This window comes from Pseudomonas sp. B35(2017), assembly GCF_002113645.1.
Lineage (GTDB): Bacteria > Pseudomonadota > Gammaproteobacteria > Pseudomonadales > Pseudomonadaceae > Aquipseudomonas > Aquipseudomonas ekonensis.
Genome location: NZ_NEIZ01000004.1, coordinates 164,181 through 186,089, shown reverse-complemented (window position 1 = coordinate 186,089; position 21,909 = coordinate 164,181). Strand labels below are relative to the sequence as shown.

The window sequence follows — 21,909 nt, the reverse complement described above, 5'->3', positions numbered from 1 at the left end:
CGTCTTCGACAAGAAGGTCCTCATGTTTGAACGCCTGATTCAGTTCGCCATCGAGCAGCGCTTCATCGTGCTGCTCGCCGTATTGCTCATGGCCGGCCTCGGCGTCGCCAGTTATCAGAAGCTGCCGATCGACGCGGTGCCGGACATCACCAACGTCCAGGTGCAGATCAACACCGGCGCCGCCGGGTTCTCGCCGCTGGAGACCGAGCAGCGCATCACGTTCCCCATCGAGACGGCGATGGCCGGCTTGCCGGCGCTGGAGCAGACCCGTTCGCTGTCGCGTTCGGGCCTGTCCCAGGTCACGGTGATCTTCAAGGACGGCACCGACCTGTTCTTCGCCCGGCAACTGGTCAACGAACGCCTGCAAGCGGCCAAGGAGCAGTTGCCCGAAGGCGTGGAGGCGGTGATGGGGCCGATCTCCACGGGCCTGGGCGAGATCTTCCTGTGGACGGTGGAGGCCCGCGAAGGTGCGCTCAAGGACGACGGCACGGCGTACACGCCGACCGACCTGCGGGTGATCCAGGACTGGATCATCAAGCCGCAGCTGCGCAACGTCCCCGGTGTGGCCGAGATCAACACCATCGGCGGGTTCGCCAAGGAGTACCAGATCGCCCCTGACCCGAAACGGCTGGCGGCCTACAAGTTGACGTTGACCGATCTGGTGACGGCGCTGGAACGCAACAACGCCAACGTCGGCGCCGGCTACATCGAGCGCAGCGGCGAACAGCTGCTGATCCGCGCGCCGGGGCAGGTGGCGGGCACCGAAGACATCGCCAACATTGTGATGGCCAACGTCGACGGCACGCCGATCCGGGTGAGGAACGTGGCCACCGTCGACATCGGCCGGGAACTGCGCAGCGGCGCCGCCACCGAGAACGGCCGCGAAGTGGTGCTCGGCACCGTGTTCATGCTTATCGGCGAGAACAGCCGCACGGTCTCCCAGGCGGTGGCCGGCAAGCTTGAGCAGATCAACCGCTCGCTGCCCAAGGGGGTGGTCGCGGTGCCGGTGTACGACCGCACGCACCTGGTGGACAAGGCCATCGCCACGGTGAAGAAGAACCTGGTGGAAGGCGCGGTGCTGGTGATCGCGATCCTGTTCCTGTTCCTGGGCAACATCCGCGCTGCGCTGATCACCGCCATGGTGATTCCGCTGTCGATGCTGTTCACCTTCACCGGCATGTTCACCAACAAGGTCAGCGCCAACCTCATGAGCCTGGGGGCGCTGGACTTCGGCATCATCGTCGACGGCGCCGTGGTGATCGTGGAAAACACCCTGCGCCGGCTGGCCCATGCGCAGCGGCATCACGGGCGGCTTTTGACCCGCTCCGAACGCTTCCATGAGGTGTTCGCGGCGGCGAAGGAGGCGCGGCGTCCGCTGATCTTCGGCCAACTGATCATCATGGTCGTGTACCTGCCGATCTTCGCCCTGAGCGGCGTCGAAGGGAAAATGTTCCACCCGATGGCGTTCACCGTGGTCATCGCGTTGCTCGGCGCGATGCTGCTGTCGGTGACGTTCGTGCCGGCGGCCATTGCGCTGTTCGTCACCGGCAAGGTCAAGGAAGAAGAGGGCGCGGTCATGCGGGGCGCGCGCCGGGCGTATGCACCGGCGCTGGCCTGGGTGATGGGCCACCGCAAGGCGGCGCTGGGCCTGGCGTTGGGCACGGTGGTGCTCAGCGGCGCGGTGGCCGCCCGCATGGGCAGCGAATTCGTGCCCAGCCTCAGCGAAGGCGATTTCGCCCTGCAGGCCTTGCGCGTGCCGGGCACCAGCCTGACCCAGTCGGTGGACATGCAGCAGCGCCTGGAAACCCTGATCCTGGGCAAGGTGCCAGAAGTCGAGCGGGTGTTCGCCCGCACCGGCACCGCCGAAATCGCCTCCGACCCGATGCCGCCCAACATCTCCGACAGTTACGTGATGCTCAAGCCCAAGGACCGGTGGCCGGATCCGGGCAAGTCCCGCGAGACCCTGATGGCCGAGCTGCAACAGGCGGCGGCGACCTTGCCGGGCAGCAACTATGAGCTGTCGCAGCCGATCCAGCTGCGCTTCAACGAGCTGATCTCCGGCGTGCGCAGCGACGTGGCGGTCAAGGTGTTCGGCGACGACATGGACGTGCTCAACGCCACGGCGGCGAAGATTGCGGCGTCGATGCAAAAGGTCGGCGGCGCATCCGAGGTCAAGGTCGAGCAGACCACCGGGCTGCCGGTGCTGACCATCAACATCGACCGCGACAAGGCCGCCCGCTACGGGCTCAACGTGGGCGATGTGCAGGACACCATCGCGGTGGCGGTCGGCGGGCGGCAGGCCGGCACGCTGTATGAGGGCGACCGGCGGTTCGACATGGTCGTGCGCCTGTCCGACGCCATGCGCAAGGACATCGACGGCCTGTCGGCGCTGCTGATCCCGGTGCCGGCGCTCAACGGCGCCGCCGACCGGGTCGGGTTCATCGCGCTCAAGGAGGTCGTCAGCCTCGACCTGGTGCTGGGGCCCAATCAGGTGAGCCGCGAGAACGGCAAGCGCCTGGTGATCGTCAGCGCCAACGTGCGCGGGCGCGACATCGGCTCGTTCGTCAGTGAGGCCGCCGAGGCGATCGGGCGCGACGTGCAGGTTCCGGCCGGTTACTGGACGAGCTGGGGCGGTCAGTTCGAGCAGTTGCAGTCGGCGGCCAAGCGTCTGCAGATCGTCGTGCCGGTGGCGCTGCTGCTGGTGTTCGGGCTGCTGTTCATGATGTTCAACAACCTCAAGGACGGCCTGCTGGTGTTCACCGGCATTCCGTTTGCGTTGACCGGCGGCGTCATGGCCCTGTGGCTGCGAGACATTCCGCTGTCGATCTCGGCGGGCGTGGGTTTCATCGCGTTGTCCGGGGTGGCGGTGCTCAACGGGCTGGTGATGATCGCGTTCATCCGCAACCTGCGGGAGCAGGGACGCTCACTGGCCGAGGCGATCGACGAGGGCGCGCTGACGCGGTTGCGGCCGGTGCTGATGACGGCGCTGGTGGCGTCCCTGGGCTTCATTCCCATGGCCCTGGCCACCGGCACCGGCGCGGAGGTGCAGCGCCCGCTGGCCACGGTGGTGATCGGCGGGATCCTGTCCTCGACCGTGCTCACGCTGCTGATCCTGCCGCTGCTCTACCGCCTGGCCCACCGTCGGGACGAGGACGTGGCCCCAGGCCGATAGCGGTCTCCCTGTAGGAGCGAGCCTGCTCGCGATAGCGTTTTGTCAGCCGGCATCGTAGTCGACTGACACGCCGCTATCGCGAGCAGGCTCGCTCCCACAGGTGGTTTTGGTGCGTGGTGCCTGCGGCGGCAGGCACATGACGGATATGTAATGTGCGCGCCACCGTCACGAAAGGTACGGGTTGTTACCTTGGATCCGTCAGTTACCCAATGAGGAATCAAGCATGAAACCTGTACAGATCGGTGCCTTTCTGGCGGCGTTGGCGGTGTCTTTCCTGGCCATGGCCGAAGGCGGCGGCGACCGGACGTTCGAGCGGATGATGACGGCCAACGAGCGTTCGGTGGAGCTGTTCGTCGCCAAGGAGAAGGCCCGCGAGCCGGTGGTCGTCAACGAGAAGAAAGACGACGCCACCCCAGACCTGTAAGCGTGCCGCGCTTGCGCAAGCCCGTCATCGCGCGTCGATGCCGGGCTTTTTCATGAGTCAGCTACGGAAAGGAAACGGATATGAAAGCCATCCGATCGATTGTGTTCGCCGGTGCCCTGGCGATGTCCCTGAATGCGTTGGCCGAGGGCGGCGGTGACCGTACGTTCGAAAAGGCCCTCGGCGCCAATGCCAAGGCCATGGAGCAGTACGCCGCCAGCCAAGGCAAGGCGGCGCCGGTGGTGCAGGCGTATGAGTACGGGATGAAGCTGGATGTGGTCAAGGTGGTGAGTGTCGTGCGCCCGCAGACAGCCTGCGCGGTGGTGCCGACGGCGATGACCTATGAGGATTCGCAAGGACGGCTCAACACGGTCACCTACACCGTGGCGGGCGATTGCCGCAAACGGGGAGGGTGAGCGCCTACAGCAAAGACCCGGTTTTCATGAAAAGCCCTGAATTCTCTGACAGCTTTTTAAGGTTGGCTTCAGAAGACTCGTCACTTACCCTCAGGGCGGATGGATTTCATTGGATACCAAAAGGACGGGTCAATCTTGGAAGCAGCATTCACTTGCCTGAGTGGCGACATTTGGCGTTATGATTGCGTCAAATGTCGTATGGAGGGCGTCGATATGTCCACGGTAACAACGGCCTCGGTCCCGAGGGTGCGCAAGACCATCAGAAGGCCGACCGAGGTGCTGCTTCATGGCCGCAAGGGCGACACGCGCCTGTCGATCCTCCAGTACACCAAAGAGGGTTTCAGCCTGAGCGCGGTCAAGGACATGCTGGCCCTGTCGGCGCTGTACATGGAGCACGACCTTGTCCAGCGCATCACGGGGAAGTCCATCCGCACCGTCCAGCGCCTGGCGAAGGAGACCGGTTCGGTTCGCCTGAACCCGCAGCAGAGCGCCGTCGCTTTCCAGTACGCGCAAGTGCTGGAGCATGCCACCGAGGTGTTCGGCAATCAGTTGCTGGCCGAGGACTGGCTGAAGAAGCCCTGCAAGTACCTGGACGGCAATGTGCCGCTGGAACTGATCGACAATCCGCTGGGCTTCCAGGTGGTGGAGGACTACCTGACCCGGATCGAGCACGGGGTCTATCAGTGAATCCCTTGCCCTGGGACGGCAAGTGGTACGCCTGGCGCCTCGACCGTGAGGTCTACAAGACGACCTGGGACAGCGGCATCGGTGCGCAACGCTCCGGCGGTCGCTGGAACCCGCCCGGTCGCCGGGTGATCTACGCATCGGCCGACCCGGCCACCGCCATCCTGGAGGTGGCGGCCCACCTGGGCTTCGATGCGCTGGACACCGTCCCGCACGTGCTCACCTGTTTCGAAGTGCGGGATCCCTCGACGATCAAGGTCGTCCAGCCCGAAGACGTCCCCAACCCCAACTGGCTCATCCCGGCCCAACCTTCCCCCAATCAGCAACAGTTCGCCGAGAGGCTGCTGGCGCAACATCCCTTTGTGCTGATCCCGTCGGCCGTGACACGGCATTCGTGGAACCTGCTGGTGAGCTGCGACCTGGCGGCGGATCAATTCACCTTGGTCTCGCAGGAGCGGTTCGGCCTGGACACGCGGTTGGTCTAGCAGGACTGTCCCGTCGGGCGACGTCATTGCCGGGCAAAAAAAAGGCGCCCCGAAGGACGCCAAAGATTCACCTCTTACCAAAGGAGCAAGGAGCTTCTAAAGGTGAATGGGGTTGATCCGCTCGGTCAGAGAATCGCCAGCGGGTACTCGACGATCACCCGCACCTCATCCAGATCCGACTCGAACGCCGTGGCTCGGGTCGTGGCTTGACGCAGGCGCAGCGACATGTCCTTGAGCGAACCGCTCTGCACCACGTATTTCACTTCGATGTCCCGTTCCCAGCGCTTCTGGTCGGTCAGCGGATTGCCCTCGGCGTCACGGCGCATGTACACGGCATTGGCGTTGGAGTAGTCGGCGTCCGTGCCGCGGGCGTAGCGGGTCATGAACGACAGGCCGGGCACGCCGTAGGCGCTCATGTCGAGGTCATAGCGCACCATCCACGAACGTTCCTTGGGCGAGTTGAAGTCGCTGTACTGGATGGAGTTGTCGAGGAAGATCGAGTCTGACTGACGCAGGTAGTCGAAGTCGTCGTCGCCGTTGTTGCGCTGGTGGGACAGGGCCACGGAGTGCGCGCCGAGCTTCACGCCGACCCGGCCGCTCCAGATGTCGTTGTCGAACTTGCCGAGCAACTGTTTGCCCTCATCGACCGCCTTGTAATAGTTCAGGCCGCCGAACAGCGACAGGTCGTCCGACAGCGGATACGTCCAGGCGGTGCCGGCGTAGTACTGGTTCCAGGCATCTTTCAGGCGACTGGAGTACAGGCTGAAGCTCAGGTTCTTGTTCAGCGCATAATCGCCGCCGCCGTAAGCGATCCAGGGCGAATTGACGGGGCCGGCATAGAAGGTCGCGAAGTTGTCGCGCAAGTCGCTGGACACCGGTTGGCTCATCGCATGCAACCGGCCGCCCTGGATCGACAGGCCTTCGATGCTGGTGTTGGTCGCCGTCACGCCGCGAAAGCTTTCCGGCAGCAATCGCGAATCACCCGCCGCCACCACCGGGTTGGCCGGGAACACGTCGCCGATCTTCACCACCGTATCGAAGGCCCGCACCTTGGCGGCGCCGCCGACCTTGGTGTATTCGTCCCGGGCTTGACCGTCACGATCCACCGGCAACACATCGAACGAACTGCGGCCGCCGTTGCGGCCGTCGCCGGTGTCGAGCTTCAGGCCGATCATCGCGAACGCATCCACCCCGACCCCGACGGTGCCCTGGGTGAAACCGGATTCGAACTTGCTGATGACGGCGTGGGCCCAGGCTTCGGAGTAGCCGTTGCCGGTGGGGCTGGATTGGCCGTCGCGGTGATCGCGGTTGAAGTAGTAGTTGCGGTTGAGCACCGTCAGGCTGCTGCCCTCGATGAAACCCTCGGCCTTTTCCTGCGCAAGCGCGGCGGTCGGTCCGGAGCCGACAACCACGGCCAATGCGGCCATCGACATTCTTGAATTGTTAACCATCAATCACTCCTGGAGTTCGGCAGAACGGGAACGTGCTTCGGCGTGGGTCTTGTTGTTCGGCGGAAAGGGCCGCCGTTGGGGTCGCCGGGTGACATCGTTGCAAGCTGCGGATAACGCCAAGGTGATGGGGGAATTACATTTTCGTCATGTGGGTGAGGGGACGGTCCTGAACGGTCAGGTCAGGGCTGCAAGTTGTTTGATCGTCTGCGGAAAACGCTCGACCAAGCGGATCAGGGTGGTGGCCTGGGCATTGGGGGTTGCCCGTCCCTGTTCCCAGTTTTCGAGCGTTCGGGTGTTGGTGCGCAGGTACATCGCGAACACCGAGCGCGAGAGATTGAGCTGTTGGCGGATAGCGATCAATTCATCGGCGGTGACAGGCATCAGTTTGGGCAACTGAACCTTGTGGGTTCGCAGTGTGATCTTGCCTTGGCGCTCGTCGGCCAGGGCTTCGACGCCATCCATCAGCTCGGAAAAAATGTCACGTTTCATAGTGGGAGCATTCATCTTCTGTACGTTACCTGCGTATAGTTTTGTCCCGAAAACCGAATGGGTCAAGGCCTCTAGGCCATCCTTTTCGCCCCCTTTTCAACGGTAGTCACGGATCGTAAAAACGCCTGTAGGAAGAATCGACCACTCACGCGAGAGACTTCGGGAATGGTTGAAGGTGGAAGGGGTAGGGCGCTCGCAACCGATCCCCTAAACGCAAAAACGGCACCCGAAGGTGCCGTTTCTGTTTACCGCCGAAGGTCGCCGGGGGATCAGCCCGCCAGACCCGATTGCTGAACCAGGTTCAGCAGCGGCTGAGGGTACAGGCCGAGGAAGAACGCCAGGACGGCGATGGCCAGCAGCATCACGCCGCCTGCCTTCTGCTCCCAGTGCAGCTGGGCGTCGTGGCGGCGCAGGTTCGGCTCGATCAGGTACAGGGTGACCATCACGCGCAGGTAGTAGAACACGCCGATGGCGCTGCCCAGCACCAGCGAACCGACCAGCCACCATTGGTGCGACTCGACACCGGTGGCGATGATGTAGAACTTGCCGATGAAGCCGGCGGTCAGCGGGATGCCGGCCAGGGACAGCATCATCACGGTCAGCACGGCGGTCAGGTACGGACGGCGCCAGAACAGGCCGCGGTATTCGTACAGGGCATCGGCGTCACGGCCGTTGTACGGCGAGGACATCAGGGTGATCACGCCGAACGCGCCGAGGCTGGTGATCACGTAGGTGACCAGGTACACGCCGATGGCTTCCACCGCCAGGCCCTTGCTTGCCACCAGTGCGATCAGCAGGTAGCCGAAGTGCGCGATGGACGAGTAGCCGAGCAGACGCTTGAGGTTGCTCTGGGTCAGGGCCAGCAGGTTGCCGAACAGGATCGAGGCGATGGCGATGACGGTCAGCACGTTGCTCAGCACGCCGCTGCTGGCGGCAGGGGAGATCTGGAACAGACGCACCATCACGGCGAACACGGCCACTTTCGACGCGGTGGCCAGGAACGCGGCCACCGGCGCCGGAGCACCTTCGTACACGTCCGGGGTCCACAGGTGGAACGGCACCAGCGACAGCTTGAACGCCAGGCCGATCAGCATCATGCCCAGGCCCAGCTGGGCCATCGAGCTCGGCAGGCCGGTGGCGGCCAGCGCCTGGCCGATGCCGTTGAAGCTCAGGGAGCCGGCGTCGGCGTAGAGCAGGGCCATGCCGAACAGCAGGAACGCGGAACCGGCCGCCGACAGCACCATGTACTTGATGCCAGCTTCCAGCGAACGCTTGTTGAAGAAGGCGTAGGCCACCAGACCGTAGACCGGCACCGACAGCAGTTCCAGGCCGATGAACAGGCCGGCCAGGTGCTGCGCGCTGACCAGGACCAGGCCGCCGGCGGCGGCCATCAGGATCAGCAGGTACAGTTCTTCACGGTTGCCCGGATAACCCGAACCGCCGTCGCCCAGGTAGGCGTGGGCGAGGGTGACGCAGGCGAGGGTGGCGACCAGGATCAGCGCCATGTACAGGCAGGCGAACGTGTCGATCTGCAGCAGCGGGGTCACGGCCAGGGGCGCGACTTTCAGTGCCGGCAGGATCGACAGCAACGCCAGGTTCAGGCCCGCCACCGAAATCAGGAAGGTCTGCGAGTGGTTGCGGCGCCAGGCGATGGCCAGCATCACCACGATGATGGTGAGGCTGGTGATCAACAGTGGCGCTAGCGCAATAAAGTGTTGGATCGTGAATTCCATAGCGCTCTTACCGGGCCGAAGCGAGTTGAGTGAAGGCGGAGCCGAGCCACTGCTGCACGCCATGCATGGTGGCGGCAGAGGTGTCGAGGAACGGCTGCGGGTACACGCCGAGGTAGATCAGCAGCACCGCAAGGCCCAGCACCATGATCAGTTCGCGACCGTCCATGCCGTGCAGGATCGAGTCCGACTTGGACGGGCCGAAGTAGGCGCGGTGGATCATGATCAGCGAGTAGACCGAACCGAACACCAGGCCGGACGTGGCGATCGCGGTGATCCACGGTGCGCTGGCGAAGGTGCCGATCAGGATCAGGAACTCGCCGACGAAGTTGCCGGTGCCCGGCAGGCCCAGCGAGGCCGCCGCGAAGAACAGGCTGATCGCCGGCAGGTACGCGATGCGCGACCACAGGCCGCCCATCTCGCGCATGTCACGGGTGTGCAGGCGCTCGTACAGCTGACCGCTGAGGATAAACAGCGCCGCCGCCGACAGGCCGTGGGCCAGCATCTGGATCACGGCGCCCTGCAGGGCCAGTTGGCTGCCCGAGTAGATGCCGATCAGGACAAAGCCCATGTGGGAAACGGACGAGAAGGCGATCAGACGCTTGATGTCGGTTTGCGCGAACGCCAGGAACGCACCGTAGAAGATCCCGATCAGACCGAGGGTCATGGCGATCGGCGCGAACTCGGCCGAAGCGTTCGGGAACAGCGGCAGGGCGAAGCGCAGCAGGCCGTAGGCAGCGGTCTTCAGCAGGATGCCGGCGAGGTCGACGGAACCGGCGGTCGGCGCCTGGGCGTGGGCGTCAGGCAGCCACGAGTGGAACGGCACGACCGGCAGCTTCACCGCGAAGGCGATGAAGAAGCCGAGCATCAGCACGTACTCGGTGGTGGCCGACATCTTGGTCTTCAGCAGGTCCGCGTAGTTGAAGCTGATCACGCCGGTGCTGTTGTAGTTCACCAGCACCAGACCGAGGATCGCCACCAGCATGATCAGGCCGGAAGCCTGAGTGAAGATGAAGAACTTGGTCGCGGCGTAGATCCGGGTCTTCTTGCCGTCCGAGGAGCTGTGACCCCAGAGCGCGATGAGGAAGTACATCGGCACCAGCATCATTTCCCAGAAGAAGAAGAACATGAACAGGTCGAGGGCCAGGAACACGCCGACGACACCGCCCAGGATCCACATCAGGTTCAGGTGGAAGAAACCGACGTGACGCTGGATCTCTTTCCACGAGCAGAGCACCGAGAGGACGCCCAGCAGACCGGTCAGCAGGATCATCAGCAGCGACAGGCCGTCGAGGGCCAGGTGCACGTTGATGCCGAAGCGCTGGATCCAGACATGCTTGAACTCAAGCGCCCAGGTCGGGTCGGCACCGGGTTTGGGTGCAAACGAATAGTCGCCGTGGGCCCACAGCCAGAGGCCGAGGGCGAGCAGCAGGGACATGGTGATCAGCGCAATCCAGCGGGGGAGGGTGGCGCCGAAGCGCTCACCCAGCCAGCACAGCAGGCCGCCGATGAAGGGGATCAGGATTAGCCAAGGCAGAATCATGACGGGCTCGTTTCCTTTCGCAAATTCGCAAGGTTCATATCAGACCGCTACCAGCACGACAGCACCGATGACCAACACGGCACCGGCTGCCATCGAGGCGGCGTACCAACGCAGTTGACCGGTCTCGGTACGGCTCAGGGCGGTGTGGCCGCCCTTGGCCATGCGCGGGATCAGACCGATGGTCTGGTCGAGCGGGTCTTTGCGCAGTGCATGGCTGATCGCAAGGTACGGCTTGACGAACAGTTTGTCGTAGATCCAGTCGAAGCCCCAGGCGGCGAACCACCAGGCCGACAGCAGACGGCCGATGCCGCTGTTGGCGACGGCGGTCACGAAGCGGCGCTTGCCCAGGAACAGCAGGGCGGCCAGCAGGATACCGGCCAGGGCGATGGCGCCCGAGGCGATCTCCAGGCTGTGCTTGGCTTCGCCGCCGGCGTGGCCGACGCTTTCCGGCAGCACACCGTGCAGCGGCGGAACGATCATGGCGCCGACGAAGGTCGACAGCACGATCAGCACCGACAGTGGCAGCCAGTGGGAGATGCCGTGGCCGGCATGGGCTTCGGTCTTGGCTTCACCGTGGAACGCGATGAAGATCAGGCGGAAGGTGTACAGCGAGGTCATGAACGCACCGACCAGGCCGGCATACAGCAGGCCCTCGTGGCCGCTGGCGAACGCTTCCCAGAGGATCTCGTCCTTGGAGTAGAAGCCTGCGGTCACCAGCGGCAGGGCGGCCAGGGCCGCGCCGCCGACGATGAAGCTGGCGTAGGCCAGCGGCAGTTTCTTCCACAGGCCGCCCATCTTGAAGATGTTCTGCTCGTGGTGGCAGGCGACGATCACCGCACCGGAGGCGAGGAACAGCAGGGCCTTGAAGAAGGCGTGGGTCATCAGGTGGAAGATCGCGCCTTCCCACGCGCCCACGCCCAGGGCCAGGAACATGTAGCCGATCTGGCTCATGGTCGAGTAGGCGAGGATGCGTTTGATGTCGGTCTGCACCAGGGCCGCGAAACCGGCCAGCACCAGGGTAACGCCGCCGACGATGCCGACCAGGTGCAGGATGTCCGGCGCCAGGGCGAACAGGCCGTGGGTACGGGCGATCAGGTAGACGCCTGCGGTCACCATGGTCGCGGCGTGGATCAGTGCCGAGACCGGGGTCGGGCCGGCCATCGCGTCCGCGAGCCAGGTCTGCAGCGGCAGCTGGGCCGACTTGCCGACCGCGCCGCCCAGCAGCATCAGGGTCGCCAGGACGATCCAGAAGTCGCCGGCCTTGAAGTGCTCAGGCGCCTTCACCAGCAGTTCCTGGACGTTCAGCGTGCCCAGTTGCTGGAACAGGATGAACAGGCCGATGGCCATGAACACGTCGCCGATGCGGGTGACGATGAACGCTTTCAGGGCTGCGTTGCCGTTGTTGCGGTTGCTGTAGTAGAAACCGATCAACAGGTACGAGCACAGGCCCACGCCTTCCCAACCGAAGTAGATGAACAGCAGGTTGTCGCCCAGCACCAGGAACAGCATGCTGGCGATGAACAGGTTGGTGTAGGAGAAGAAGCGCGAGTAGCCCGCTTCACCGCGCATGTACCAGGAGGCGAACAGGTGGATCAGGAAACCCACGCCGACCACCACGCCCAGCATGGTCACGGACAGGCCGTCCAGGTACAGGGTGAAGTTCGGCTGGAAGCCTTCCACCGACATCCAGCGCCACAGCACCTGGGTGTACACGCCGCCTTCCGGCGGTGCGACGTTGAATTGCCAGATCACGTAGGCCGCGACGATGGCGGACAGGCCGATGGAGCCGACGCCGATCAGCGCCGACAGGTTTTCCGAAAGGCGCCCGCGGGAGAACGACAGCAGCAGGAACCCGATCAGGGGAAATACGAAAGTCAGAAAGAGTAGGTTCATCCGCGCATCTCACTGGCAGCGTCGATATCGAGCGTGTGGAAGCGGCGATACAGCTGCAGCAGGATCGCCAGGCCGATGCTGGCCTCGGCGGCGGCAAGGCTGATCACCAGGATGAACATGATCTGTCCATCCGGCTGCGCCCAACGGGCGCCCGCCACGATGAACGCCAGGGCAGAGGCGTTCATCATCACTTCCAGGCTCATCAATACGAACAGAATGTTGCGGCGGACCATCAGGCCGACGAGGCCGAGGCAGAACAGGATGCCGGCGACCGCCAGACCGTGTTCGAGAGGGATAGCAGGCATACGTTACTCCTTCGCCTCGTTGCGGCCCACGTGGAACGCCGTGACGGCTGCGGCGAGCAGCAGCATCGAGGCGAGTTCGACCACCAGCAGGTACGGGCCGAACAGGCTGATGCCCACGGCTTTCGCGTCCACGGTGGTTTGGCCGATGGCCTGGCCGCTCTGGTGAGCGAACAGGACATACAGCAGTTCGGCCAGCAGCAGCGCGGCGAGGATCACCGGCCCCGCCCAGATGCCGGGCCGCAGCCAGGCGCGTTCCTGCTGAACCGAGGCCGGGCCCAGGTTCAGCATCATCACCACGAACACGAACAGCACCATGATGGCGCCGGCGTAGGCGATCACTTCCAGCACACCGGCGAACGGCGCGCCGAGGGCGAAGAACGTCATGGCCACGGCGATCAGCGAAATGATCAGGTAGAGCAGGGCGTGCACAGGGTTGGTGTTGGTGACCACGCGAAGCGTGGAGACAACCGCGATACCCGATGCGAAATAGAAAGCGAATTCCATCGTTCTTCCTTAAGGCAGCAAGCTCTTCACGTTGATCGGCTCGGCTTCGTTCTGTGCGGCGCCTTTCGGCTTGCCCGCAACGGCCATACCTGCAACACGATAGAAGTTGTAATCAGGGTTTTTGCCGGGGCCGGAGATCAGAAGGTCTTCTTTCTCGTACACCAGGTCCTGACGTTTGAACTCGGCCATCTCGAAATCCGGGGTCAGCTGGATCGCGGTGGTCGGGCAGGCTTCCTCGCAGAGGCCGCAGAAGATGCAGCGCGAGAAGTTGATGCGGAAGAAGTCCGGGTACCAGCGACCGTCTTCCGTTTCGGCTTTCTGCAGCGAGATGCAACCGACCGGGCAGGCCACGGCGCACAGGTTGCACGCCACGCAGCGCTCCTGGCCGTCGGGGTCGCGGGTCAGCACGATGCGGCCACGGTAGCGCGGCGGCAGGTAGACCGGCTCTTCCGGGTATTGCAGGGTGTCGCGCTTGCGGAAGCCATGACCGAAGATCATGACCAGGCTGCGCAACTGGGTACCGGTACCCTTAATGATGTCGCCAATATATTTGAACATGGGTCAAGTCCTCACTGAACCGCGACTGCAGGCGTGTTCCACAACACGATCGCAGCGGTCACCAGCAAATTGATCAGGGTCAGTGGCAGGCAGAATTTCCAGCTGAAGTCCATCACCTGGTCATAGCGCGGGCGCGGGATCGAGGCGCGCAGCAGAATGAACAGCATGATGAAGAACGCGGTCTTGAGTGCGAACCAGACGAAGGACAGTTGCGGCAGGATGCCGAACGGGCCGTGCCAGCCGCCGAAGAACAGCGTGACCAGCAGCGCCGAGATCAGGATGATGCCGATGTACTCACCGACGAAGAACATGCCCCATTTCATGCCGGCGTATTCGATGTGGTAGCCGTCGGCCAGTTCCTGTTCCGCTTCCGGCTGGTCGAACGGGTGACGGTGAGTCACGGCCACGCCAGCGATGAAGAAGGTGCAGAAGCCGAAGAACTGCGGAATGATGAACCACAGGTTCTGCGCCTGGTACTCGACGATGTCGCGCATGTTGAACGAGCCGACCTGCACCACGATGCCCATCAGGGCCAGGCCCATGAACACTTCGTAGGACACGGTCTGGGCCGAGGCGCGCAAGCTGCCCAGGAGGGCGAACTTGTTGTTGCTCGACCAGCCGGCGAACAGCACTGCGTACACCGACAGACCGGCCATGGCGAAGAAGAACAGCAGGCCGATGTTCAGGTCCGCCACGCCCCAGGTCGGGGTGATCGGGATGATCGCGAAGGCGATCAGCAGGGCGCTCATGGCCACCACCGGCGCCAGGGTGAAGATCACCTTGTCGGCGAACGGCGGCGTCCAGTCTTCCTTGAAGAACATCTTCAGCATGTCGGCGGCGATCTGGAACATGCCGAACGGGCCGACACGGTTCGGACCGTAACGGTCCTGCCACCAGCCCAGCAGGCGACGCTCGACGAAGCTGAGCAGCGCCCCGCAGACCACCACGGCCAGCAGGACGACGACCGCTTTGATGACCGTCAGGATCACATCGATCACTTCAGGGGTGAACCAGGTCATTGCGCTGCCTCCTGCAGACCGTCGACGGAAACGCCGGCGAACGCCGGAGGAATGCCGGCGATGCCCGCAGGCAGCGCCACCAGGCCTGCGCCCAGCTCTTCATTGATGCGCAGCGGCAGGCGCAGGCTGACGCCGGCGACGTTCAGGCTCAGCATCGCGCCGTCGTTGACGCCCAAACGGTCGGCCTCGGACTTGGCCAGCGCGACGTAGGCGGCCGGAATGCGCTCCTGCACCGGGGCGGCCTTGGAAGAGTTCTCTTCGCTGCCGAACAGGTGATGGAACGGCACGGCTTGCCAGGTGCCCTGGGCCGGGTTGAACGCGCGCGGAACGCTGGCGAACCAGTTCAGCGCATCGCCGGTGCTTTCGATCAGGCGGGTGCCCGGATCGCCGGCGCGCAGATGGCCGCCGACCTCGTCCTGGAACTTGTTCCAGGCCTGCGGCGAGTTCCAGCCCGGCGACCAGGCGAACGGCACTTGCGAGCGCGGTTCGGCGGAGCCCGAGTAGCCTTCCATGGAGAAGGCGAACGCGGTGTCCTTGTCTTGCGGGGTGCGCGGTTCGTGAACGCTGATGTTGGCGCGCATCGCGGTGCGGCCGGAGTAGCGCAGCGGCTCACGGGCCAGCTTCAGGCCCTTGATGCGGAACGCGGCGGACGGTGCGGCGTCGACGATGCCGGCCAGTTGCGCGGTGCTGGAAGCGACGGCAGCGGTGACCTGGTCGAGCTGGGTCCAGTCGATCGACCGGTTCAGCAGGGTGGCGCGCAGGGCGTGCAGCCAGCGCCAGCCTTCGTGCACCAGGATGCCTGCGTCCATGTATTGCGGGTCGAAGACCTGGAAGAAGCGCTGGGCGCGGCCTTCCTGGCTGACCAGGGTGCCGTCGCCTTCGGCGAAGCTCGCCGCCGGCAGCACCAGGTGGGCGCGGTCGCTGGTGGCGGTCTTCTGATGGTCGGCGACGATCACCACTTTCGCGGCGTTCAGCGCGGCATCGACCTTGGCCTGGGCGGTGCGGGTGTACAGGTCGTTTTCCAGCACGACGATGGCGTCCGCACGGCCGTCGATCACGGCTTGCAGCGCGGCATCGACCGATTCGCCGCCGAGCATGGCCAGGCCGAGGCTGTTGGCCTCAGGCACGACCAGGCTGATGGAACCGTTCTTCTCGCGCAGCTTCAGGGCCTTGGCGATGTTCGCGGCCGCTTCGATCAGCGCCTTGGAGCCCAGCGAAGTGCCGGCGATGATCAGCGGACGCTTGGCCGCGAGCAGGGCGTCGGCGATGCGCTTGGCCAGTTGCAGCGCTTCGGCGTCCAGGCCTTCGACGGCCGGGGCGCTGGCGTCCAGGGCGTGGGCGACGGCGAAGCCGATGCGGGCCAGGTCGTCGGGAGCGGCGTGCACGCACTCTTCGGCGACGTCATCAAGCTTGGTCTCGGCCAGGCTGGCGATGAACAGCGGGTTCAGCGCGTGCTGACCGATGTTCTTCACTGCGGCGTCGAGCCAAGGCTGGACGCGCATGGCTTCGGCCATGTCTTCGGCCTTGCCCTTGACCGACTGGCGCAGGGCCAGGGCCATGCGGGCGGCGGTCTGGGTCAGGTCTTCGCCGAGGACGAACACGGCGTCGTGGTCTTCGATGTCGCGCATCGTCGGAACCGGCAGCGGGCTGTCCTTGAGCACTTGCAGCACCAGGCGGATGCGCTCCAGCTCGGAGGCTTCGATGCCGCTGTAGAAGTGCTCGGCGCCGACCAGCTCACGCAGCGCGTAGTTGCTTTCCAGGCTGGCGCGCGGCGAGCCGATGCCGACGATGTTGCGGCCGCGCAGCAGGTCGGCGGCCTTGTCCAGCGCGTCGTCCAGGCTGAGCTTGGTGCCGTCGGCCAGCAGCGGCTGGCGCGGGCGGTCGGTGCGGTTGACGTAGCCGTAGCCGAAACGGCCGCGGTCGCACAGGAAGTACTGGTTCACCGAACCGTTGTAGCGGTTCTCGATGCGACGCAGTTCGCCGTAGCGCTCGCCCGGGGAGATGTTGCAGCCGCTGGAGCAGCCATGGCAGATGCTCGGGGCGAACTGCATGTCCCATTTGCGGTTGTAGCGCTCGGAGTGGGTCTTGTCGGTGAACACACCGGTCGGGCAGACCTCGGTGAGGTTGCCGGAGAACTCGCTTTCCAGGGTGCCGTCTTCGACGCGGCCGAAGTACACGTTGTCGTGGGCGCCGTATACGCCCAGGTCAGTGCCGCCGGCGTAGTCCTTGTAGAAGCGCACGCAGCGGTAGCAGGCGATGCAGCGGTTCATCTCGTGGGAGATGAACGGGCCCAGGTCCTGGTTCTGGTGGGTGCGTTTGGTGAAGCGATAACGGCGCTCGTTGTGGCCGGTCATCACGGTCATGTCTTGCAGGTGGCAGTGACCGCCTTCCTCGCACACAGGGCAGTCGTGCGGGTGGTTGGTCATCAGCCATTCGACGACGCTGGCGCGGAACGCCTTGGATTCTTCATCGTCGATGGAGATCCAGGTGTTGTCGGTGGCAGGGGTCATGCAGGACATGACGATGCGACCGCGGGTGTCGTTCTCGTCGGTGTACTGCTTGACCGCGCACTGGCGGCAGGCCCCGACGCTACCGAGCGCGGGGTGCCAGCAGAAATAAGGGATGTCGAGGCCCAGCGACAGACATGCCTGTAACAGGTTGTCTGCCCCGTCGACTTCGAGCGCTTTGCCGTCTACGTGGATAGTGGCCATGGTTCAAAGGTCTTCGTTGGCCCGGTGTCAGCGGGCGTGGCTAATGGAATCTTGTTGTCCGTCCGAATCCAACCAGCCCCGAAAGGCGTCATCGGACGCAAGGCGAAGGGCACGGACCCTTCGCCTCTCTTTAAGCGTTTACGCGCCGACGGTGATCGGCTTCGCCAGAGGCGGGACGGCGGCGCTTGCAGGCGCGATGCCGGCCTCGAACTCCGGGCGGAAATATTTGATCGCGCTGCCCAGCGGCTCCACGGCACCCGGTGCGTGAGCACAGAAGGTCTTGCCCGGGCCGAGGAAACCCACCAGACCCAGCAGGGTCTCGATGTCGCCTGGCTGGCCCTGACCCTTCTCGAGGGCCATCAGCAGCTTCACGCTCCATGGCAGGCCGTCGCGGCAAGGGGTGCAGAAACCGCAGGACTCGCGGGCGAAGAACTGCTCCATGTTGCGCAGCAGGGACACCATGTTGATGCTGTCGTCCACGGCCATGGCCAGGCCGGTGCCCATACGGGTGCCCACCTTGGCGATGCCGCCGGCGTACATCTGCGCATCGAGGTGCTCCGGCAGCAGGAAGCCGGTGCCGGCGCCGCCCGGCTGCCAGGCCTTGAGCTTGTAGCCGTCGCGCATGCCGCCGGCGTAGTCCTCGAACAGCTCGCGGGCGGTCACGCCGAACGGCAGTTCCCACAGGCCTGGGTTCTTGACCTTGCCGGAGAAGCCCATGAGCTTGGTGCCCATGTCTTCGCTGCCGTCGCGGGCCAACGATTTGTACCAGTCCACGCCGTCGGCGATGATCGCCGGCACGTTGCACAGGGTCTCGACGTTGTTCACGCAGGTCGGCTTGCCCCACACGCCGACGGCGGCAGGGAAGGGCGGCTTGGAGCGCGGGTTGGCGCGGCGGCCTTCCAGGGAGTTGATCAGCGCGGTCTCTTCACCGCAGATGTAGCGCCCGGCGCCGGTGTGGACGAACAGCTCGAAATCGAAGCCGCTGCCCAGGATGTTCTTGCCCAGCAGGCCGGCGGCCTTGGCTTCTTCCACGGCACGGTTCAGGTGCTTGGCGGCGGTGGTGTACTCGCCGCGCAGGAAGATGTAGCCACGGTAGGTCTTCAGCGCGCGGGCGCTGATGAGCATGCCTTCGATCAGCAGATGGGGCAGTTGCTCCATCAGCATGCGGTCCTTCCAGGTGTTGGGCTCCATTTCGTCCGCGTTGCACAGCAGGTAGCGGATGTCGATGGATTCGTCCTTCGGCATCAGGCCCCACTTCACGCCGGTGGGGAAGCCTGCGCCGCCGCGGCCCTTGAGGCCGGAGTCCTTCACGGTCTGGACGATGTCGTCCTGGCTCATGTCGGCGAAGGCCTTGCGGGCGGCGGCATAGCCGTTCTTGGCCTGGTACTCGTCGAGCCAGACGGGCTCGCCGTCGTCGCGCAGGCGCCAGGTCAGCGGGTGGGTCTCGGCCGAACGCTGGATGCGGTTGGCAGGACCGAAAGAAGTCAGGGTCATACGTAGCCCTCGAGCAGTTTGGCGACGCCGGCAGGCTGTACGTCGCCAAAGGTGTCGTCGTCGATCATCAGCGCCGGCGCCTTGTCGCAGTTGCCCAGGCAGCAGACCGGCAGCAGGGTGAAGCGGCCGTCGGCGGTGGTCTGGCCGAGGCCGATGCCCAGTTCGCTCTGGATCTGGCTGACGACGGACTCGTGGCCGCCGATGTAGCAGACCATGCTGTCGCAGACGCGGATGATGTGGCGGCCCACCGGCTGGCGGAAGATCTGGCTGTAGAACGTGGCCACGCCTTCGACGTCGCTGGCGGGGATGCCGAGGACTTCGCCGATGGCGTACACGGCGCCGTCCGGCACCCAGCCGCGTGCCTTCTGCACGATCTTCAGGGCTTCGATCGACGCCGCGCGCGGGTCTTCGTAGTGGTGCATCTCGTGCTCGATGGCCGAGCGCTCGGCTTCACTCAAGGTGAAGCGGTCAGTCTGGATAAGCGTGCTGTTCATGCTTAGCGGTCCACGTCGGCCATAACGAAGTCGATACTACCCAGGTACGCGATCAGGTCCGCGACCATGCTGCCTTTGATCACCGAAGGGATCTGCTGCAGGTGGGCGAAGCTCGGAGTGCGGATCCGGGTACGGTAGCTCATGGTGCCGCCGTCGCTCGTCAGGTAATAACTGTTGATGCCCTTGGTCGCTTCGATCATCTGGAAGGATTCGTTGGCCGGCATGACCGGGCCCCACGAAACCTGCAGGAAGTGCGTGATCAGGGTTTCGATGTGTTGCAGCGTGCGCTCTTTGGGCGGCGGCGTGGTCAGCGGGTGGTCCGCCTTGTACGGGCCTTCCGGCATGTTGCGCAGGCACTGGTCGATGATGCGCACGCTCTGGCGCATCTCTTCCACGCGCACCATGCAGCGGTCGTAGGCGTCGCCGTTGGCGGCCAGCGGTACGTCGAACTCGAAGTTCTCGTAGCCGGAGTACGGGCGCGCTTTACGCAGGTCGAAGTCGCAACCGGTGGAGCGCAGGCCGGCACCGGTGACGCCCCATTCCAGGGCCTCTTTGGTGTTGTACTGGGCGACGCCGATGGTACGGCCCTTGAGGATGCTGTTCTGCAGGGCGGCCTTGGTGTATTCGTCGAGGCGCTTGGGCAGCCACTCGACGAAGTCGCGCACCAGTTTGTCCCAGCCGCGCGGCAGGTCGTGGGCGACGCCGCCGATGCGGTACCAGGCCGGGTGCAGACGGAAGCCGGTGATGGCCTCGATCACGGTGTAGGCGCGCTGGCGGTCGGTGAAGGTAAAGAACACCGGGGTCATCGCGCCGACGTCCTGGATGTAGGTGCCCAGGAACAGCAGGTGGCTGGTGATCCGGAAGAACTCGGCCATCATGATGCGGATGACGTCGACCTTCTCCGGCACCTTGATGCCGGCCAGCTTCTCGACCGAGAGCACGTACGGCAGGTTGTTCATCACGCCGCCGAGGTAGTCGATGCGGTCGGTGTACGGGATGTAGCTGTGCCAGGACTGGCGCTCGCCCATCTTCTCGGCGCCGCGGTGGTGGTAGCCGATGTCCGGCACGCAGTCGACGATCTCTTCGCCGTCCAACTGCAGGATGATGCGGAACGCACCGTGGGCCGACGGGTGGTTCGGGCCGAGGTTGAGGAACATGTAGTCCTCGTTCGGGCCGGAGCGCTTCATGCCCCAGTCTTCAGGACGGAAGCGCGCGGCCTCTTCCTCAAGCTGCTGCTTGGCCAGGTTCAGGCTGAACGGATCGAATTCGGTGGCGCGGGCAGGGAAGTCCTTGCGCAGCGGGTGACCTTCCCAGGTCGGCGGCATCATGATGCGCGACAGGTGAGGGTGGCCTTTGAAGTCGATGCCGTACATGTCCCAGACTTCGCGCTCGTACCAGTTGGCGTTCGGCCAGATGCCGGTGACGCTTGGCAGGCTGAGGTCGCTCTCGGACAAGGCGACTTTGATCATCACGTCACTATTACGCTCCAGCGACATGAGATGGTAGAACACGGTGAATTCGGCGCCGTCCGGCAGCCCTTGACGCTTGGTGCGCAGACGCTCGTCCACGCCGTGCAGGTCATAGAGCATGACGTACGGCTTGGGCAGGTTGCGCAGGAAGGTCAGGACTTCGACGAGCTTGGCGCGGGCCACCCACAGCACCGGCATGCCGGTGCGGGTCGGCTGGGCGGTGAAGGCCTCGGCGCCAAAGCGGTTGTTCAGTTCGACGACCACATCCTGGTCGTCTGCCTTGTAAGGCGGGATGTACAGAGCACTGCCTGTAGTCATGGTTATTTTTTCGCTTTCGGTCAACGTAAAGAATGAAGCCAGCTTCTCGTTTCTATGGCAGAACAGATCTGGATCAGACTTCGTCAGGGCTGCGCAGGTTGGTTACCTGAATGCGCTGTTCGCGGCGCTGTTCCTTTTGCGAAGGCATGTCGGCGCGATAGACGCCTTGATCGCCAACGACCCAGGAAAGTGGGCGACGCTCCTGGCCAATCGATTCCTGCAGCAGCATCAGGCCTTGCAGGAACGCTTCTGGACGGGGCGGGCAGCCAGGCACGTAAACGTCCACCGGCAGGAACTTGTCCACCCCTTGGACCACGGAGTAGATGTCGTACATGCCACCGGAGTTTGCGCACGAACCCATGGAGATAACCCACTTCGGCTCGAGCATTTGCTCGTAGAGACGCTGGATGATCGGCGCCATCTTGATGAAGCAGGTACCGGCGATAACCATGAAGTCCGCCTGACGCGGTGATGCCCGGATGACTTCGGCGCCGAAGCGGGCGATGTCGTGGGGCGCCGTGAAGGCGGTGGTCATTTCCACGTAGCAGCACGACAGGCCGAAGTTGTACGGCCACAGGGAGTTCTTACGTCCCCAGTTGACCGCGCCGCTCAGCACGTCTTCCAGCTTGCCCATGAAAATGTTTTTGTGGACCTGATCCTCTAACGGATCGGCGACGGTTTCCCGTTTGCCGATCGGGTACTGCTCGTTAGGCGCATCGGGGTCGATTCGGGTGAGATTGTATTGCATTGCCA

At 64.3% G+C, this 21,909-nt stretch carries 19 protein-coding genes; 5 read left to right on the top strand and 14 right to left on the bottom strand.

The genetic code is table 11. The features are described 5' to 3' along the window. The first annotated feature begins 22 nt into the window (after nucleotides 1–22). The 5 genes from CAG41_RS09905 (at nucleotide 23) to CAG41_RS09885 (ending at nucleotide 5,178) form a co-directional block, all read left to right on the top strand. Nucleotides 23–3,172, top strand: coding sequence for a CusA/CzcA family heavy metal efflux RND transporter (locus CAG41_RS09905; protein WP_085706941.1), 3,150 nt, complete (start codon nucleotides 23–25; stop codon nucleotides 3,170–3,172). 223 nt (nucleotides 3,173–3,395) lie between these two features. Next, nucleotides 3,396–3,596, top strand: a complete 201-nt coding sequence (locus tag CAG41_RS09900; protein ID WP_085706940.1) for a co-regulatory protein PtrA N-terminal domain-containing protein — start codon at nucleotides 3,396–3,398, stop codon at nucleotides 3,594–3,596. Between the two features lie 80 nt (nucleotides 3,597–3,676). Beyond that, entirely contained in the window at nucleotides 3,677–4,009 is a 333-nt protein-coding gene (locus CAG41_RS09895) for a DUF2790 domain-containing protein (RefSeq protein WP_085579773.1), read from the top strand. A gap of 213 nt (nucleotides 4,010–4,222) precedes the next feature. Beyond that, a complete protein-coding gene (locus CAG41_RS09890) occupies nucleotides 4,223–4,696 on the top strand; it encodes an antitoxin Xre/MbcA/ParS toxin-binding domain-containing protein (protein ID WP_139831330.1) in 474 nt (157 codons plus the stop codon). Beyond that, nucleotides 4,693–5,178: an RES family NAD+ phosphorylase gene (locus CAG41_RS09885; RefSeq protein ID WP_085579777.1), complete on the top strand. Its 486-nt coding sequence runs from the start codon at nucleotides 4,693–4,695 to the stop codon at nucleotides 5,176–5,178. The genes CAG41_RS09890 and CAG41_RS09885 overlap by 4 nt, the downstream gene beginning before the upstream one ends. A gap of 125 nt (nucleotides 5,179–5,303) precedes the next feature. On the opposite strand, the gene CAG41_RS09880 is transcribed toward CAG41_RS09885, so the two are convergent. The 14 genes from CAG41_RS09880 to CAG41_RS09815 form a co-directional block, all read right to left on the bottom strand. Next, nucleotides 5,304–6,629 (bottom strand): OprD family porin, encoded by a 1,326-nt coding sequence (locus CAG41_RS09880; protein ID WP_085630548.1) that lies wholly within the window; start codon nucleotides 6,627–6,629, stop codon nucleotides 5,304–5,306. A 174-nt stretch (nucleotides 6,630–6,803) separates the two neighbouring features. Further along, a complete protein-coding gene (locus CAG41_RS09875; RefSeq protein WP_085694833.1) occupies nucleotides 6,804–7,118 on the bottom strand; it encodes a DNA-binding transcriptional regulator in 315 nt (104 codons plus the stop codon). A gap of 269 nt (nucleotides 7,119–7,387) precedes the next feature. Continuing rightward, nucleotides 7,388–8,851, bottom strand: coding sequence for an NADH-quinone oxidoreductase subunit NuoN (nuoN, locus tag CAG41_RS09870; RefSeq protein WP_085579783.1), 1,464 nt, complete (start codon nucleotides 8,849–8,851; stop codon nucleotides 7,388–7,390). A 7-nt stretch (nucleotides 8,852–8,858) separates the two neighbouring features. Further along, nucleotides 8,859–10,391, bottom strand: a complete 1,533-nt coding sequence (gene nuoM / locus CAG41_RS09865; RefSeq protein ID WP_085579785.1) for an NADH-quinone oxidoreductase subunit M — start codon at nucleotides 10,389–10,391, stop codon at nucleotides 8,859–8,861. A gap of 39 nt (nucleotides 10,392–10,430) precedes the next feature. Next, nucleotides 10,431–12,284: an NADH-quinone oxidoreductase subunit L gene (gene nuoL, locus CAG41_RS09860; protein WP_085706939.1), complete on the bottom strand. Its 1,854-nt coding sequence runs from the start codon at nucleotides 12,282–12,284 to the stop codon at nucleotides 10,431–10,433. Continuing rightward, entirely contained in the window at nucleotides 12,281–12,589 is a 309-nt protein-coding gene (nuoK, locus tag CAG41_RS09855) for an NADH-quinone oxidoreductase subunit NuoK (protein WP_003180046.1), read from the bottom strand. The genes nuoL and nuoK overlap by 4 nt, the downstream gene beginning before the upstream one ends. A 3-nt stretch (nucleotides 12,590–12,592) precedes the next feature. After that, a complete protein-coding gene (nuoJ, locus tag CAG41_RS09850) occupies nucleotides 12,593–13,093 on the bottom strand; it encodes an NADH-quinone oxidoreductase subunit J (RefSeq protein ID WP_085579789.1) in 501 nt (166 codons plus the stop codon). Nucleotides 13,094–13,102: 9 nt separating this feature from the next. Continuing rightward, nucleotides 13,103–13,651: an NADH-quinone oxidoreductase subunit NuoI gene (nuoI, locus tag CAG41_RS09845; RefSeq protein ID WP_085579791.1), complete on the bottom strand. Its 549-nt coding sequence runs from the start codon at nucleotides 13,649–13,651 to the stop codon at nucleotides 13,103–13,105. Nucleotides 13,652–13,662: 11 nt separating this feature from the next. Continuing rightward, entirely contained in the window at nucleotides 13,663–14,670 is a 1,008-nt protein-coding gene (gene nuoH, locus CAG41_RS09840; RefSeq protein ID WP_085579793.1) for an NADH-quinone oxidoreductase subunit NuoH, read from the bottom strand. Continuing rightward, nucleotides 14,667–17,381 carry an NADH-quinone oxidoreductase subunit NuoG gene (nuoG, locus tag CAG41_RS09835; protein ID WP_085579795.1) on the bottom strand — a complete coding sequence of 905 codons (2,715 nt, stop codon included), beginning with the start codon at nucleotides 17,379–17,381 and terminating at the stop codon, nucleotides 14,667–14,669. The genes nuoH and nuoG overlap by 4 nt, the downstream gene beginning before the upstream one ends. A 138-nt stretch (nucleotides 17,382–17,519) precedes the next feature. After that, on the bottom strand, nucleotides 17,520–18,875 hold the full coding sequence (gene nuoF / locus CAG41_RS09830) for an NADH-quinone oxidoreductase subunit NuoF (RefSeq protein ID WP_085579797.1): 1,356 nt from the start codon (nucleotides 18,873–18,875) through the stop codon (nucleotides 17,520–17,522). Next, complete coding sequence (nuoE, locus tag CAG41_RS09825) at nucleotides 18,872–19,369, bottom strand: NADH-quinone oxidoreductase subunit NuoE (protein ID WP_085579799.1); 498 nt, start codon at nucleotides 19,367–19,369, stop codon at nucleotides 18,872–18,874. Before nuoE ends, nuoF begins: the two co-directional genes overlap by 4 nt. Before the next feature lie 2 nt (nucleotides 19,370–19,371). Next, on the bottom strand, nucleotides 19,372–21,156 hold the full coding sequence (gene nuoC, locus CAG41_RS09820) for an NADH-quinone oxidoreductase subunit C/D (protein ID WP_085579801.1): 1,785 nt from the start codon (nucleotides 21,154–21,156) through the stop codon (nucleotides 19,372–19,374). A 73-nt stretch (nucleotides 21,157–21,229) separates the two neighbouring features. Then, a complete protein-coding gene (locus CAG41_RS09815) occupies nucleotides 21,230–21,904 on the bottom strand; it encodes an NADH-quinone oxidoreductase subunit B family protein (RefSeq protein ID WP_085579803.1) in 675 nt (224 codons plus the stop codon). Nucleotides 21,905–21,909: the final 5 nt, after the last annotated feature.